The 14,324-nt window shown below is 69.9% G+C and carries 12 protein-coding genes; 6 read left to right on the top strand and 6 right to left on the bottom strand.

Annotated elements, in window-relative coordinates; genetic code table 11:
- Positions 1-25: 25 nt before the first annotated feature.
- From BLT43_RS10050 to BLT43_RS10030, 5 genes are read left to right on the top strand one after another with little or no spacing between them, the layout of a single operon-like run.
- Complete coding sequence (locus tag BLT43_RS10050; RefSeq protein ID WP_207497494.1) at positions 26-1,861, top strand: ABC transporter ATP-binding protein; 1,836 nt, start codon at positions 26-28, stop codon at positions 1,859-1,861.
- Entirely contained in the window at positions 1,858-3,381 is a 1,524-nt protein-coding gene (locus tag BLT43_RS10045; RefSeq protein ID WP_090112464.1) for an ABC transporter substrate-binding protein, read from the top strand. The genes BLT43_RS10050 and BLT43_RS10045 overlap by 4 nt, the downstream gene beginning before the upstream one ends.
- Positions 3,382-3,440: 59 nt before the next feature.
- Positions 3,441-4,367, top strand: a complete 927-nt coding sequence (locus tag BLT43_RS10040; protein WP_242652269.1) for an ABC transporter permease — start codon at positions 3,441-3,443, stop codon at positions 4,365-4,367.
- Between the two features lie 4 nt (positions 4,368-4,371).
- On the top strand, positions 4,372-5,196 hold the full coding sequence (locus tag BLT43_RS10035; RefSeq protein WP_090112461.1) for an ABC transporter permease: 825 nt from the start codon (positions 4,372-4,374) through the stop codon (positions 5,194-5,196).
- Positions 5,193-6,893 (top strand): M14 family metallopeptidase, encoded by a 1,701-nt coding sequence (locus BLT43_RS10030; protein WP_090112459.1) that lies wholly within the window; start codon positions 5,193-5,195, stop codon positions 6,891-6,893. The genes BLT43_RS10035 and BLT43_RS10030 overlap by 4 nt, the downstream gene beginning before the upstream one ends.
- A gap of 356 nt (positions 6,894-7,249) precedes the next feature.
- Here BLT43_RS10030 and BLT43_RS10025 read toward each other — a convergent pair whose 3' ends face one another.
- From BLT43_RS10025 to BLT43_RS10010, 4 genes are all read right to left on the bottom strand, one after another.
- Positions 7,250-9,439 (bottom strand): xanthine dehydrogenase family protein molybdopterin-binding subunit, encoded by a 2,190-nt coding sequence (locus BLT43_RS10025; protein ID WP_090112457.1) that lies wholly within the window; start codon positions 9,437-9,439, stop codon positions 7,250-7,252.
- Positions 9,436-10,422, bottom strand: coding sequence for an FAD binding domain-containing protein (locus tag BLT43_RS10020; protein ID WP_090112455.1), 987 nt, complete (start codon positions 10,420-10,422; stop codon positions 9,436-9,438). The genes BLT43_RS10025 and BLT43_RS10020 overlap by 4 nt, the downstream gene beginning before the upstream one ends.
- A complete protein-coding gene (locus tag BLT43_RS10015; protein WP_090112453.1) occupies positions 10,419-10,925 on the bottom strand; it encodes a 2Fe-2S iron-sulfur cluster-binding protein in 507 nt (168 codons plus the stop codon). Before BLT43_RS10015 ends, BLT43_RS10020 begins: the two co-directional genes overlap by 4 nt.
- Positions 10,926-10,988: 63 nt before the next feature.
- Entirely contained in the window at positions 10,989-11,870 is an 882-nt protein-coding gene (locus BLT43_RS10010) for an XdhC family protein (RefSeq protein ID WP_090112451.1), read from the bottom strand.
- Between the two features lie 209 nt (positions 11,871-12,079).
- Between BLT43_RS10010 and BLT43_RS10005 the strand changes: the two genes are divergently transcribed.
- The gene (locus BLT43_RS10005; RefSeq protein ID WP_090112448.1) at positions 12,080-12,250 is read left to right on the top strand and encodes a TetR/AcrR family transcriptional regulator C-terminal domain-containing protein; all 171 of its coding nucleotides are present in this window, start codon (positions 12,080-12,082) and stop codon (positions 12,248-12,250) included.
- Positions 12,251-12,431: 181 nt separating this feature from the next.
- Here the strand turns inward: BLT43_RS10005 and BLT43_RS10000 are convergent, their stop codons facing one another.
- Both BLT43_RS10000 and BLT43_RS09995 read right to left on the bottom strand, forming a co-directional pair.
- Entirely contained in the window at positions 12,432-13,418 is a 987-nt protein-coding gene (locus tag BLT43_RS10000; RefSeq protein WP_090112446.1) for a zinc-dependent alcohol dehydrogenase family protein, read from the bottom strand.
- A gap of 119 nt (positions 13,419-13,537) precedes the next feature.
- The gene (locus tag BLT43_RS09995) at positions 13,538-14,323 is read right to left on the bottom strand and encodes an SDR family NAD(P)-dependent oxidoreductase (RefSeq protein ID WP_090112444.1); all 786 of its coding nucleotides are present in this window, start codon (positions 14,321-14,323) and stop codon (positions 13,538-13,540) included.
- Position 14,324: the final 1 nt, after the last annotated feature.

The following is a 14,324-nucleotide window of genomic DNA, read 5'->3' as shown; positions in this document are numbered from 1 at the left end:
GCTGGCGTGCCGGGAGGAAGCCGACTTGTCTGAGACCACCGCTCCGATTCTGACCGTCGAGAACCTGTCGATCGCCTTCGGCGCGACCGAGGCGGTGCGCGGGCTGAGCTTCGAGGTGCCGCGCGGCGGCACGCTCGCCATCGTCGGCGAAAGCGGCTCGGGCAAATCCGTCACCTCCATGGCCGCGATGGGCCTTCTGAAGTTCACCGGCGGCCGCGTCACCTCCGGTTCGATCCGGCTCAACGGCCCCTCGGGCGAGACCGAGATCACCGGCGCCTCGGAGGCCGATCTGCGCCGGATCCGCGGCAACCGGGTCTCGATGATCTTCCAGGAGCCGATGACCTCGCTCGACCCGGTCTTCACCATCGGCAGCCAGATCGGCGAGGCGCTGAAGCTGCATCGCGGGCTGCGCGGCAAGGCTGCGCGCGACGAGGCGGCGCGGCTTCTGGAGCTGGTGCGGCTGCCCAACGCCCGCGCCCAGCTCGACCGCTACCCGCACCAGCTTTCGGGCGGCATGCGCCAGCGGGTGATGATCGCCATGGCGGTGTCGTGCCGACCGGACCTCCTGATCGCCGACGAGCCGACCACCGCGCTCGACGTCACGATCCAGGCGCAGATCCTGCAGATCATCCGCGACATGCAGGAGGAATTCGGCACCTCGGTGATCTTCATCAGCCACGACATGGGCGTGGTCTCGGAGATGGCCGACGAGATCGTGGTGATGCGGCATGGCGAGATGGTCGAGGCCGGCCCCGCCGAGGAGGTCATCCTGCGGCCCAAGGCCGACTACACCCGCGCGCTGATGGCCGCCGTGCCGAAGATCGGCGCGATGCAGGGCGCCGAGGCGCCGCGCAAGTTCGACCTGCCGGGGCAGGCGGCGGCCGAGGCCGGCGACCACCCCGCGCCCGAGCGTGGCGAGCCGCTGGTGCGGCTCGAGAAGGTGACGACGCGCTACGACATCACCTCGGGCTTCTTCGGCCGGGTCAGCCACCGCGTCCACGCCGCAGAGGATGTCAGCTTCGAGATCCATCCCGGCGAGACGCTGGCGCTGGTGGGCGAGAGCGGGTCGGGCAAGTCGACGGTCGGCAAGACGCTGCAGCAGCTGGTCGCGCCCGTCTCCGGCCGCATCCTCTATCGCGGCACCGACATCCTGTCGCTCGACCCGACGCAGCGCCAGCGCTTCAAGCGCGAGATCCAGTACATCTTCCAGGACCCCTACGGCTCGCTCAATCCGCGCAAGACGGTGAAGCAGAGCCTGACCGAGCCGATGGCGACGCATGGCCTGCTGAAGGACGCCGACGCTCAGGTGGCCGAGCTTCTGACCTCGGTCGGGCTCAGGCCCGAACATGCCGGCCGCTACCCGCACGAGTTCTCGGGCGGGCAGCGTCAGCGCATCGCCATCGCCCGGGCGCTGGCGGTCGATCCGGGGCTGATCATCGCCGACGAGGCGGTCTCGGCGCTCGATGTCAGCGTGCAGGCGCAGGTGATCAACCTGATGATGGACATCCAGGCCCGGCGCGGGCTGGCCTACCTGTTCATCAGCCACGACATGGCGGTGGTCGAGCGGGTCAGCCACCGTGTCGCGGTGATGTATCTGGGCGAGATCGTCGAGATGGGCACCCGCCGCCAGATCTTCGAGAACCCGCAACACCCCTATACGAAGCGCCTGCTGCGGGCGGTTCCGGTGATGGACCCGACGCGTCCGCCGGAGCGCGTCACGCTGACGGGCGACATCCCGAGCCCGGTCCGGGCCGTCGGCGATCCGCGGCGCAGCCACGGCTTCGTCGAGGTCGCGCCGGGCCACCTGCTGGCCGACAACCACGAAAACTTCGAACAATACAGGGAAGGCATCGCATCATGACGACACTCCACACGCGCCTGCTGACCGCGGCGCTCGCCGCCTCGACCGCGCTTGTCGCGGCCCCCGCTCTGGCCGAGGGTACGCTCACCGTGGCGCAGCGCCAGGACCCGGCCAACTGGGACCCGACCGACACCTTCCTGGTGGCCTGGGGCTCGGTCGCCTCGAACATCTATGACGGCCTGGTGCGCCGCGACGAGAACCTCGAGCTGCAGCCCGGCCTCGCCGAGAGCTGGGAGGTCTCCGAGGACGGCATGACCATCCGCTTCAACCTGCGCCAGGGCGTGAGCTTCCACAACGGCGAGCCCTTCGACGCCGAGGCGGTGAAATACACCTTCGACCGCCTGCTGGGCGAGGTCGGCGCCGCCGGCCCGCAGCAGTCGAACTACACCACGGTCGAGAGCGTCGAGATCGTCGACGAGCACACCGTCGAGTTCAAGATGGCCCAGCCCGACCCGGTGATCCTGACCAAGCTGTCGGGCTACGGCGCGATGATCGTGCCGCCGGATTACATCGAGGAGATGGGCCAGGAGCATTTCGACATGAACCCGGTCGGCACCGGCCCGTTCAAGTTCGTGCGCTACGAGCAGGGCGCGCGGATCGAGCTGGAGGCCAACCCCGACTACTTCGAGGGCGCGCCGGAACTCGACAAGCTGGTGTTCCGCTTCATCCGCGAGGACGCGACGCGCCTGGCCGAGCTGCAGTCGGGCGGCGTCGACATCGTCTCGGACGTGGCCTTCTCGGCGGTGCCGACCATCGAGGCCTCGGACAACGCCGAGATCGTCGCGGTCTCGGGCCCGACCATCTACTCGCTCGCGCTCAAGACCAAGGACGCGGTGACCGAGGACGTGCGGGTGCGCCGCGCGCTCAACATGGCGGTCGACAAGCAGGCGCTGATCGACGCCTTCCTCGCGGGCCGCGGCACGCCGATCGCCAGCCTGCAGGGCGAGCTGTCCTTCGGCCATGACCCGGAGCTCGAGGGCTATCCCTTCGACCCCGAGCAGGCGATGGCGCTCCTGAAGGAAGCCGGCGTCGCGCCGGGCACCGAGATGACCATCGACTACCGGGCCGGCAACTCGACCTTCAACGAGGTGGCGCAGGCGCTGACCGGCTTCTTCGCCGCGGTCGGCCTGAATGTCGGCCTGAACCCGATCGAGGACGGCGTCTTCCTCAACGAGATCGTGCCGCAGGGCCGGACCAACGAGATGTTCCAGTTCAGCTGGGGCGGCTGGACCTTCGACTTCGACAACACCGCCTATCTCTCCTACCACGAGGGCGAGAAGTGGAACCCCTACGGCACCTCGGAAGAGATGAACGAACTGCTCGACGAGCAGCGCAGCTCGCCCGATCAGGCGCTGCGCGAGGAGATCCTGCAGGAGGTGGCCAACCTCGCCCATGAGGAGGCCTACCACATCCCGCTCTACAACGAGCAGACCGTCTACGCGGTGGCCGACCGGGTCGAGGGCTTCGTGCCGGCGCCCGACAAGCGGCTGCGCCTGACCGAGGTCGGCGTCGCCGAGTAAGACCACCCGGCCGGCGCGGGGGCATCCCCCCGCGCCGGCGCATACGCCCGGAGGCCGCCTTGCCCATCCTCTCCTTCGTCCTCAAGCGCGTGATCCAGGCCGGCTTCGTGCTGGTCGCGGTGACGCTGTTCGTCTCCTTCGCGATCCGTCTCACCGGCGACCCGGCGGTGATGATGCTGCGCGAATCCGCGAACGTGACCCCGGAGGATCTCGCCCGGATCCGCGAGGGGCTGGGCCTGAACCGGCCCTTCCTGGTGCAGTACTGGGACTTCATCACCGGACTCCTGACCGGCGATCTCGGCGCGAGCTTCTTCCGCGGCGCGATCGGGCCGCTGGTCTCTGACGCGCTCGGCGCCACGCTGCTTCTGGCGCTGACCTCGCTCGCGGTGTCGCTCGTCATCTCGATCCCGCTCGGCATCTACGCCGCCACGCATCGCGGCTCCTTCGGGGACCAGCTGGTGCGGGTGCTGTCGCTCGCCGGGCTGTCCTTCCCGAACTTCTGGCTCGGCATCATGCTGGTGCTGATCTTCTCGGTGACGCTGCGCTGGCTGCCGCCTTCGGGCTTCATGGGGCCTGCGTCGCTGATCATGCCGGCGGTGACGATCGGCGTGATCCTGACCTCGACCAACCTGCGCATCGTGCGCACCACAATGCTCGACGTGCTGTCCTCGCAGTTCATCATGGTGGCGCGCGCCAAGGGGCTGTCGCAGACCGCGGTGATCTACAAGCACGCGCTGCGCAACAGCTCGATCGCGCTGGTCACCTATCTCGGCCTGCAGTTCGGCTCGCTGATGGGCGGCCTCGTCGTGGTCGAGCTGGTGTTCAACTGGCCCGGCATGGGCACGCTGGCGATCGAGGCGATCGCGCAGCGCGACTACCCGATCCTGCAGACGGTGATCTCGATCCTCGCGGTGATGATCGTCGCCGTGAACCTCCTGGTCGACCTCACCTACATGCTGCTCGACCCCCGTATCCGACTGGAGTGACGCCATGACCGGCTTCAAGAGTTTCGAGTTCGTCGCCGGTCTCGTGCTGGTGGCGCTGATCGGCGGCGCGGTGCTGCTGTCGCCCGTGCTGTTTCCCGAGGGCGGCCGGGCGATGGACCTGACCGCGCGGCTCGCCGCGCCGTTCCAGGGCTGGGAGCATCCGCTGGGCACCGACCCGCTCGGGCGCGACATCCTCGCCCGCGTGGTGGTGGGCGGCAAGGTGTCGTTCTTCGTGGGCATCGTCTCGGCGCTCGGCGCGGTGGTGATCGGCACGGTGGTGGGCCTCTTCGCGGGCTACTACCGGGGCCCGTGGGACATGTTCCTGATGCGCTTCGCCGACATCCAGCTGGCGCTGCCCTTCATCCTTCTGGCGATGACGGTGATCGCGATCATCGGCCCCGGCCTCGACCGGATCATCCTGCTGATGATCGTCGCGCAATGGGTGCAGTACGCGCGGCTGATCCGCGGCTCGGTGCTGTCGCTGCGCCAGGCCGAGTTCGTGCAGGCGGCGCAGAGCTACGGGCTGCCCAACCGCAAGATCCTGTTCGGCCACATCCTGCCCAACGCCATGGGGCCTCTGGTGATCCTCGCGACGCTGAACGTCGCCAACAACATCCTGCTGGAAAGCAGCCTCACCTTCCTCGGCCTCGGGATCGACCCGCTGGTGCCGAGCTGGGGCGGCATGCTGGCCGACGGGCGCAACTACATCCAGACCGCGCCCTGGGTCACGGTCTTCCCCGGCCTCGCGATCATGCTGACCGTGCTGGGCCTGAACCTGCTGGGCGACTGGCTGCGCGACCGGCTCGACCCGCTGGGAGCCACGAAATGACGGCGCGCGACTTCGATCGCACGCTCGACGCGCTGCCCGACGACACCCGCACCGCCTGGCTGTTCGAGGGGCCGGCCGCGCGGCGCGCCGCCGAGGCCCGCGCCCGGGCCGAGGGCCGCGAGCTGCGCGTCCGCTCGGCCTACAAGACGCTCCTGCACGACGTGCTGGAGGATGGGCTGCTCGCGCACGCGGCGCGGGCGGTGATCCATTACCCGGTGGTCGAGGGCTGCCCCGAGGACCGGTTCCGGCTGGAATGCTACCCGCTGCACGCGCTGGTCTCGCATTGCGAGATCGAGTTCCGGCCGCGCGCCCATGCGGGCGATGGCCTGCCGCGCTACCTGGTCGAGACCGAAGCGAGGCGCACCGAGGTGGAAGTGCCGGTCCGCTGGCGCGATCTCGACGACGGCGCCCGCGCGCTCGGCGCCTGCGGCTGGATCGAGGACGGGCAGGGCGGCCGGGCGCTGCCGACCGAATACGAGGCGATCTTCGAAGCGGTCTGCGCGCATCTGCGCGCCATGCCGCTCGATCCGCTCTCGGCCGATGAGCCGGAGGGGCCGTTCTTCGACCGGCTCGAGGTGGCGGTCGAGCTGCCCTATGAGGACCAGGTGCTGCCGGTCGGCGCCGAGGTCGTGTCGCTGGCAGAGGCGATGCACGAGGAGATCTATTTCACCGCGCTGGAGATCTTCCAGCAGCGGCTGGGCCTCGCGGCGGGCCAGCGCTCGGTCAAGGCGGGGCAGGTGGTGCCGCTGGTGCGGCGCGGTGCGCGGCCGCGGCTGGAGATCCGCAGCACCGCCGCGCGGCCCGAGCTCGACCGCGACCAGCCCGGCCGCCCGGCGCTCGACGCCGCGACGCAGTGGCTCTACCCGGCGCAGATCGCGGCGCATCTCGCGGCGCTCGGCGGCGACGCCTACGCCGCCACCTCGCGGCAGGGCCGGCCGGTCGAGGGGCGGCATGTCGCGGGCTCCGGCCCGGCGCGGCTGGCCATCTCGGCCGGTCAGCACGCCAATGAAAGCTCGCCCATGGTCGGCGCGCTGCGCGCCGGGCGCGACCTCGCCGCCCAGGGCGAGGTGAGCTTCACGCTCAACCCGCTCGAGAACCCCGACGGATACGCGCTCTTCCGCGAGCTCTGCGCCGACAACCCGCGCCACATGCACCACGCCGCCCGCTACACCGCGAGCGGCGCCGATCTCAGCCACGGCGCGGGCCGCCACGAGAGCGCGATCCGCGACCTCGCCCATGCGCGGCTGCCGGCCGAGGTGCATGTGAACCTGCACGGCTACCCCTCGCATGAATGGACCCGGCCGCTGACCGGCTACATCCCGCGCGGCTTCGGGCAGTGGACCATCCCCAAGGGCTTCTTCCTGATCCTGCGCCATGACCCGGCGCATGAGGACCTCGCCCGCACGGTTCTGCGCGCCGGGCTCGAGGCGCTGGAGGGCTTTCCCGAACTCGCCGCGCAGAACCGCCGCATGCTCGATCTCTACCGCCGCTATGTCGGTGCCGAGAGCTTCGAGGTGCATGCCGGCTGCATCCCCTTCACGGTGAGCGCGACCTCCGAGGCGCTCTACCCGGTGACGCTGATCACCGAGGCCGCCGACGAGACGGTGGGCGGCGAGGATTTCCGCATCGCCCAGGAAGGCCAGTACCGCGTGGTGCGCGCGGTGGCCGGGATGCTGCGCCGCGCCGGGACCGCCTGAGGCCCCGGCGCGCTGTCACGACGGATCCGCCGGGCGCAGGAGGTGCCTTGCATCGAGTGCCGATCCTGCGCCCCGCGGCACTGCCGGGAGCGACATTCTGCACCATGCTCCCGATATCCTCGCCATCAGTAGCCGGTCGGACCGTTCCGAAGGCCCCTTTCGACAACCCCTGCAGAATCGCGGGCGGCGTCGAAAGATTTTCGGCGGATTCCCTTTCAGGCGCGGCGCATGACGGGGTACGGGCGATGCCGCGTGGAAGCGCGCCATGAGCGGCAAGGCCATGACCCGCCGCCCACGGCTGCTCGATATCGATAAGCCGGAGGCCTCGCGCACCGCCGAGAACCTTCGAGCCCGGCTCAGAGCCCGGCAATCACCTTGTCGAGCGTCGCTGGGAAATCGCGCACACGCACGCCTGTGGCGTTGTGGATCGCGTTGACGATCGCCCCCGCCGCGCCGCAGATGCCCAGCTCGCCGATGCCCTTGGCCTGCAGCGGGCTGGCCCAGTCGTCTCGTTCCTCCAGCAGCTCGACGGTGATCTGCGGCACGTCCGCGTTCACCGGGATGTGGTACTCGGCGAGGTTGTGGTTGGCGACATGGCCGTCGCGGTCGTCGAAGGCCAGCTCCTCGGTCAGCGCCATGCCGATGCCGAAGATCATGCCGCCGAGGCATTGCGAGCGGGCGGTCTTGGCGTTGAGGATGCGGCCCGCGGCGAAGCTGCCATGCATGCGCCGCACCCTCGTCTCGCCGGTCACGCCGTTCACCGCCACCTCGACGAAATAGGCGCCGAAGGTGGCCTGCCGCACCGCCTTGGAGGTGTCGCCGGGCAGCACGTGACCCTCCTTGGCGATCTCGTCGCCCTTGAGGATCTCGGCCAGCGTCTCGGTGCGGTTGTCGAACACCGCCTGGCCGTCCTTCAGCGTCAGCTCGGTCTCGGCGACGCCGAGTCGCTCGGCGAGCTGGGCGCGGATCGCCTGGCAGGCGACGTAGACCGAGGTGCCGCTCGAGGCCGCGCCCCAGGAGCCGCCCGAGCCGGAGGCGGGCGGCAGGTCGGTGTCACCCAGCACCACCTCGACGCGGTCGCGCGGCAGGCCCAGCATCTCGCCCGCGATCTGGCCGAGGATGGCGTAGGTGCCGGTGCCGATGTCGGTCATGTCGGTCTCGACCTTGGCGCTGCCGTCCGGCGCGAGCGTGACGCGGGCGCGCGATTCCATCAGCACGTTGACACGCGCGGCCGAGGCCATGCCGTAGCCGATCCACCATTCGCCCTCGCGGCGGCTGCGGGTGGCGGGGCGGTCGGACCAGCCGAAGGCCTCGGCGCCGCTGTCGAGCGCCTCGCGGAAGCGGCGCGAGGAGAACTCCTTGCCGGATTCCGGGTCCTTTTCGGGAATGTTGCGGCGGCGCAGCTCGACCGGGTCGATCCCGGCGGCCTCGGCCAGTTCGTCCATCGCGCATTCCAGCACGGTGATGCCGACCGCCTCGCCCGGCGCGCGCACCGATCCGGCGCAGAGCCGGTGGACGCGGGCGAGGTCGAGCGACAGGCGGCGGTTCTCGCCGGCATAGAGGAAATGCGTGGCCTGCAGCACCGGCTCGGCGAACACCTCGCCGGGCAGGTTGGAGACCAGCGCCGCCTGGCCGATCCCGGCCAGGCGCCCCTCGGCATCGGCGGCGAGACGGATGCGCTGGCGGGTCTCGGAGCGGCGCATGGTGGTCTCGAAGACCTGCGGCCGGGTCAGCGCCACCGAGACCGGGCGGCCGGTTTCCTTCGCGGCGATGGCGGCGGCCACCGCCTCTGGGGCGAGGCCGAGTTTGGAGCCGAAGCCGCCGCCGACATAGGGCGCGAGGATGCGCACCCGGTCGGGATGGATGCCGAGCGCGTCCGCCAGCTCGTTACGGTTGTATTTCAGCATCTGGTAGCTGCCGCGCAGGGTCAGGTTCTCGCCGTCCCACTGCGCGATCGAGGCGTGCGGCTCCATCGGCGCGCTGGAATGCGAGGGCGTGCGGTAGGTGACATCGACAGCGTGCACGGCCTCGGTCATGGCGCGATCGAGATCGCCCTGGTCGAGACCCTTGGAGGATTGCGGCTCGATGGCGGCGGTTTCGGGGTCGACCGGGCGAGGCGTGCCGCCCTCCAGTTCGATCTTCAGCGCATGCGCGGCGTGGCGGGCATGCTCGAAGCTTTCGGCCACCACCAATGCCACCGGCTGGCCGAGGTAATGCGCCTCGTTCGCATCCTGCACCGGGGCCTTGTTGGCAGTGCCCTGCGCCGGGTTGCGCAGCAGGCGCGGATCGTGGATCACCGCCAGCACGCCGGGCATCGCCGCCACCGCGTCGCGGTTGGCAAGCCGCACCCGGCCGCTGTTGCCGGGCGCGCGGACCAGCATGCCGTGGGCAAGGTTCTCGAGCCTGTACTCGTCGGCATAGGTGGCGGTGCCCGACACCTTGAGCGGCCCCTCGGGCCGGTCGAGCGGCGCGCCAACCAGCCCCTGCGCCATGCCGTCGAGCCGCCGGTCGGTGGCGGGGGCGTCCATCTTGAACTGCTCGGTCATGCCGCGGCTCCTTCGGTGAGTTCGGTCAGCACGGCGCTCAGCACGCGGCGCGCCAGCGGGATCTTGAAGTCGTTGGCGCCGTGGCCCTGCGCCTTGGCGAGCAGGATGTCGGCGGCCTTGTCGAACAGCGCCTCGGAGGGCGGCTGGCCCAGCAGCGCGGCCTCGACATCCTTGTCGCGCCATGGCTTGGGCGCGAGGCCGCCGAAGGCGAGGTCGGCACGCGCGACCTTGCCGTCCTCGACCGCCACGACGGCGGCGACCGAGACCAGCGCGAAGGCGTAGGAAGCGCGGTCGCGCACCTTGCGGTAGCTCTGCCGGCCCGCGACCGGGGCGGGCAGGATCACGGCGGTGATCAGGTCGCCCGGCGCGAGCACCGTCTCGCGCTCGGGTGTGTCGCCGGGCAGCAGGTAGAGATCGTCGAGCGGCAGCCGCTCGGTGTTGCCGCCGGCCCGCGCGATCTCGACCTCGGCGCCGAGCGCCATCATCGCCACCGCCATGTCGCTGGGATGGGTGGCGATGCAGTGATCCGAGGTGCCGAGCACGGCGAGGATGCGGTTGAAGCCCTCCATCGCGCCGCAGCCCGAGCCCGGCTCGCGCTTGTTGCAGGGCATGGCGCGGTCGTAGAAATACAGGCAGCGGGTGCGCTGCAGCAGGTTGCCGCCTGTGGTGGCCTTGTTGCGCAGCTGCTGGGTCGCGCCCGAAAGCAGCGCCCGGCTCAGCACCGGCCAGTCGCGCCGCACGCGCGCGTCGTTGGCGAGGTCGGTGTTGGAGACCAGCGCGCCGATGCGCAGCCCACCATCGCCGGTCTCCTCGATGCCGCGCATGTCGAGCCGGGTGATGTCGACCAGCCGCTCGGGCGCCATCACCTCGAGCTTCATCAGGTCGACGAGGTTGGTGCCGCCGGCGATGAAGGTGCCCCCCGAAGCTGCGGCGCGGGCGGCGTCGTCGGGGGCGGTGGCGCGGTGGTAGTCGAAGGGCCTCATGCCGTCTCTCCTGCCGCCTTGCGGATCGCGTCCACGATGTTGGGATAGGCCGAGCAGCGGCAGAGATTGCCGCTCATCCGCTCGGAGATCTCCTCGGTGGTCAGTTCGGGCCGCGCCTCCAGATCGGCGGTGACATGGCTGGGCCAGCCCTGGGCGATCTCCTCGAGCATCGCGGTGGCCGAGCAGATCTGGCCCGGGGTGCAGTAGCCGCACTGGTAGCCGTCCTTTTCGACGAAGGCCTGCTGCATCGGGCTCAGCGCGCCCGGCTGGCCAAGCCCCTCGATGGGGACGACCTCGTCGCCCTCATGCATGCACAGCAGCGACAGGCAGGCGTTCACCCGGCGGCCGTTGATCAGCACGGTGCAGGCGCCGCACTGGCCGTGGTCGCAGCCTTTCTTGCTGCCGGTCAGGCCGAGATGGTGGCGCAGCGCGTCGAGCAGGCTGGTGCGCGGGTCGAGGTCGAGTTGCCGCGTCTCGCCATTGATGGTCAGGGATGTCTGCATGGGGGCTCCTCGGGCACGTGGCGCCGCCCGGGAGAGGGCGGCCGGCTGCGGTTGCTGGACGAGCTATGGCCCGTCCGGTCGAAGGAAAGGCCGGGGGTCGTCGGGGATGCATCCGGCGGCCTCGACGATCTCGGCCAGCACCGAGACGGCGAGGGCGCGCGGATCGCGGGTGCCGGGGATGAGCCCGATCGGGCCGCGCAGCCGGTCGAGCGCCACCGCGCCGAAGCCCGCCGCGGCCAGCGCGGCCCGGCGGCGCGCCTGCGCCCGGCGACTGCCCTGCGCGCCGATCCAGAAGGCCGGGCTTTCGAGCGCCGCCGACAGCAGGTCGGGTTCGCGGTCGTGGTCGTGGAAGAACAGGACCACGGCGGTGAAGCGGTCGATCGCGGCGGGATCGATGCGGTCGACGCGTTCGGCGGGAAAGCCGGCGGTGCGGGCGAGGTCGACGAAGGTCGCGGCCTCGGGGCCCTCGCCTGCCACCAGCATGCGCGGATCGGGGTGCAGCGGCAGCACGGGCAGGCCGTCCAGCCGCAGCCGGGTTTGGCGCCGAGCCTCGAGATCGGCCAACGGTGCGTCCAGCGCCGGGCCGGGATCGACCGGCTGCAGCATCACGTCGATGCCGCTGCCGCAGGGCAGGCGGATGTCGATGAATTCCGACCCCTTGCCGTAGCGCAGAGTTCGGGGGCGGCCGCTACGCCGGACCGCGGCGGCCTGCAGCGCGAGATCACCCTCGATGCAGCCCGAGGACAGCTGGCCGACCGGGGCCGCGCCGTCGGGGAAGGACATCACCGCGCCGAGCGGGCGGTAGAAGCTGCCATCAATCCCGGTGAGCATCGCCAGCACGCCGCCGCGCGGGGCGAGGGCGGCGAGGGCCGGTGCCGCCTCGGCGGCGGAGAGCGGGGCGAGAACCTGCGTGACCGGCTTGGCGATGAAGGACTGGCCGGACATGGATTGACTTTCGGGCTGAGGCAACCGGGCAGGAGGCCCGCTCTCGCGCTGGCCTGCTTTCTCTGGGCCCTAGCGCGCGGAGGCGGAGTTTGTTCCACCTGTTGTCAGTATCGCTCGGCAGAGCCCAAAACCCGGCAAGCTCGAATGGATGATGATCCTCGGGTGGCTGTGTTTGATTTTGGGCGAACTGGCTCACTGAACAGACCAGCATGTTGCGCAAGGCCGAGCCCCGCTTCGCAGCAAGTCAGCTGCTGTCGATGGTGAGCCACTTCCTGTTCTGTCCGCTGTTCCTGATCGGCGCGGAGGTAGAGGCCGATCCGGATGCCGACATCACCGACTGCGTCCAAACATTCCTGGTTCATTGCGGTCCGAAGGTTTGATGTGGCCCTTTGACTGCACGGCGACGGAACGCTGGCTTCGCCGACCTCATCCTCATCGCCGACGGCATATCGATGGCGAGCGCGCAGTGAGCCGAGCCGGTCCGGAATACAACCGGGGGCCAAGCGTGCAGCAGGGCCGGGCGCCCTGCGCGGGCGACCGGCCCTTGGCTCTATCGGGTGATCAGATCTTCACCACCACCTTGCCCATGGCCTGGCCACTCTTCAGCCGGGCATAGGCGTCGCCAACCTCGGACAGACCGAAGCGCCGTTCGTCCAGCAGCGGCTTCACGGCCCCCGCATCCACGAGCTTCGCGAGATCGGCGAGGATCTCGCCATGCGCCTCGCGCCCGACATCGTGCAGCATCGGCAGCAGCATGAAGACGATATGCAGCGACAGGCCCTTGAAATGCGCGGGCGAGAGGTCGAGCTCCAGCAGGGCGACGGTCGTGACGACCTGCGCGTTCAGCGCCGCCGCCGCGAAGGAATTGGTCATGTTCTCGCTACCGACCGTGTCGAAGACGACGTCGAACCCGGCACCCCCGGTATGGGCGGCGACATAGGCTTCGACCGTTTCGGCCTGGTAGTCGATGGGCGTCGCCCCGAACTTTTCGATCGCCGTCAGCTTCGCTTCGCCGGTGCCGGTCGACCACACGTCGGCGCCGAGATGCCGCGCCAGCTGCACGGCGACATGGCCGACGCCGCCGGCCCCGCCATGCACGAGCACCTTTTGGCCACGGCCCACCCCGGCGCGGTGCAGACCTTCCCACGCGGTGATGCCGACGAGCGGCAGCGCCGCGGCCTCGCGCATGCTCAGCGATTTCGGCTTGTGTGCGATCAGACGCGCATCGGCCGGCATGTATTCGGCCAGCGCGCCCTGAAGATCCGCGAGGCCGCCCGCGCAGCCATAGACCTCGTCGCCGACGGCGAAGCCCTCGACGCCGTCGCCCAGCTCCTCGACGATGCCCGCGAAATCCATGCCGAGGATGGCGGGCAGATCGGGCGACAGGGGCAGGTCCCTGCCCATGTCCCTGATCATCGTGTCGACGGTGTTGACGCTCGTCGCCTTGACGCGGACGAGGACATGGCCGGGCTTGACCGCCGGGCGCTCGATCTCCGCAGGCGTGAAGGCGGCGTCGGGGCCGTAGTCGTTCAGGATCATCGTCTTCATCGGAAGCTCCGGATGATGGTTGCGTTGACTCCGAAATACGCTTTCGTTGTTTGAAGTATAATCAGGGCGATCCTGATTTCAGTTTTCGGCTGCAAAGTATAATGGGGAAGTCGAGCGCGTCAGTTCTTGTCCGCGAGATCCCGGATCGCGGTCATCACCTCGGCCACCCGAGCCGCGTCTCGCGCGCTTGGATGGGGCTCGGCGAAGTCTCCGCTGTCATTGTCGAAATAGCGACCCGACGCATCCGCGAACGCCTCTGACAGCGCGGCGCGGCGCAGAATGTCGGCCCCGATCGACAGGTCGTTGCCCGCGACACCGAAGCCTTCCTTGACCATCTTCGAGGCCAGCAGCGACCCCGGATTGACGGCGATGAATGCGGGCCCCTCCGGGTTGTCCTTTGCCATCTCCCGTGTCCAGATCGTGATCGCCAGCTTGCTCTGCGCGTAGGCCGCCATGTGGTCGAGGCCGCGCTCACCGCGCAGCGCCGCGACGTCCACAGGGGCCTGCGCCGCCGAGGACAGGTTCACCACGCGGCCCGTCGCGGGGATGATCGGCAGCAGCCGCTTCGTCAGCAGGTAGGGCGCGATGGTGTTGACCACGAAGCGGGTGTCGAGCCCGTCGGGCGTGCGCGTCTGCGCGGTCTTGAAGACGCCAGCGTTGTTGATCAGCACGTCGAGGCTGTCGTGGCGCGCGAGTATCTCCTCGGCGAAGGCCTCGACCTCCTCCAGCCGGGACAGGTCGGCACGGAAGGTTTCGGGCGCACCGCCGACCTCTCGTGCCGCGGCCTCCAGCTTCTCGGCGCTGCGCCCGTGCAGCAGCACGGTATGGCCTTCGGTGGCGAGCGTCTTCGCGGTCATCAGGCCGATGCCATCGGTCGCGCCGGTAATCAGGATGGTCTTGGGCATG

This window comes from Limimaricola pyoseonensis (assembly GCF_900102015.1).
Classification (GTDB): domain Bacteria; phylum Pseudomonadota; class Alphaproteobacteria; order Rhodobacterales; family Rhodobacteraceae; genus Limimaricola; species Limimaricola pyoseonensis.
Note: the sequence above shows the minus strand (reverse complement) of the source record. Positions and strands in the feature narration are given on the sequence as shown.

Coding starts and splice junctions, on each gene's coding strand:
- BLT43_RS10045 (WP_090112464.1), top strand. CDS start 1,858: ATGACGACACTCCACACGCGCCTGCTGACCGCGGCGCTCGCCGCCTCG.
- BLT43_RS10035 (WP_090112461.1), top strand. CDS start 4,372: ATGACCGGCTTCAAGAGTTTCGAGTTCGTCGCCGGTCTCGTGCTGGTG.
- BLT43_RS10030 (WP_090112459.1), top strand. CDS start 5,193: ATGACGGCGCGCGACTTCGATCGCACGCTCGACGCGCTGCCCGACGAC.
- BLT43_RS10025 (WP_090112457.1), bottom strand. CDS start 9,439: ATGACCGAGCAGTTCAAGATGGACGCCCCCGCCACCGACCGGCGGCTC.
- BLT43_RS10020 (WP_090112455.1), bottom strand. CDS start 10,422: ATGAGGCCCTTCGACTACCACCGCGCCACCGCCCCCGACGACGCCGCC.
- BLT43_RS10015 (WP_090112453.1), bottom strand. CDS start 10,925: ATGCAGACATCCCTGACCATCAATGGCGAGACGCGGCAACTCGACCTC.
- BLT43_RS10010 (WP_090112451.1), bottom strand. CDS start 11,870: ATGTCCGGCCAGTCCTTCATCGCCAAGCCGGTCACGCAGGTTCTCGCC.
- BLT43_RS10005 (WP_090112448.1), top strand. CDS start 12,080: ATGTTGCGCAAGGCCGAGCCCCGCTTCGCAGCAAGTCAGCTGCTGTCG.
- BLT43_RS10000 (WP_090112446.1), bottom strand. CDS start 13,418: ATGAAGACGATGATCCTGAACGACTACGGCCCCGACGCCGCCTTCACG.
- BLT43_RS09995 (WP_090112444.1), bottom strand. CDS start 14,323: ATGCCCAAGACCATCCTGATTACCGGCGCGACCGATGGCATCGGCCTG.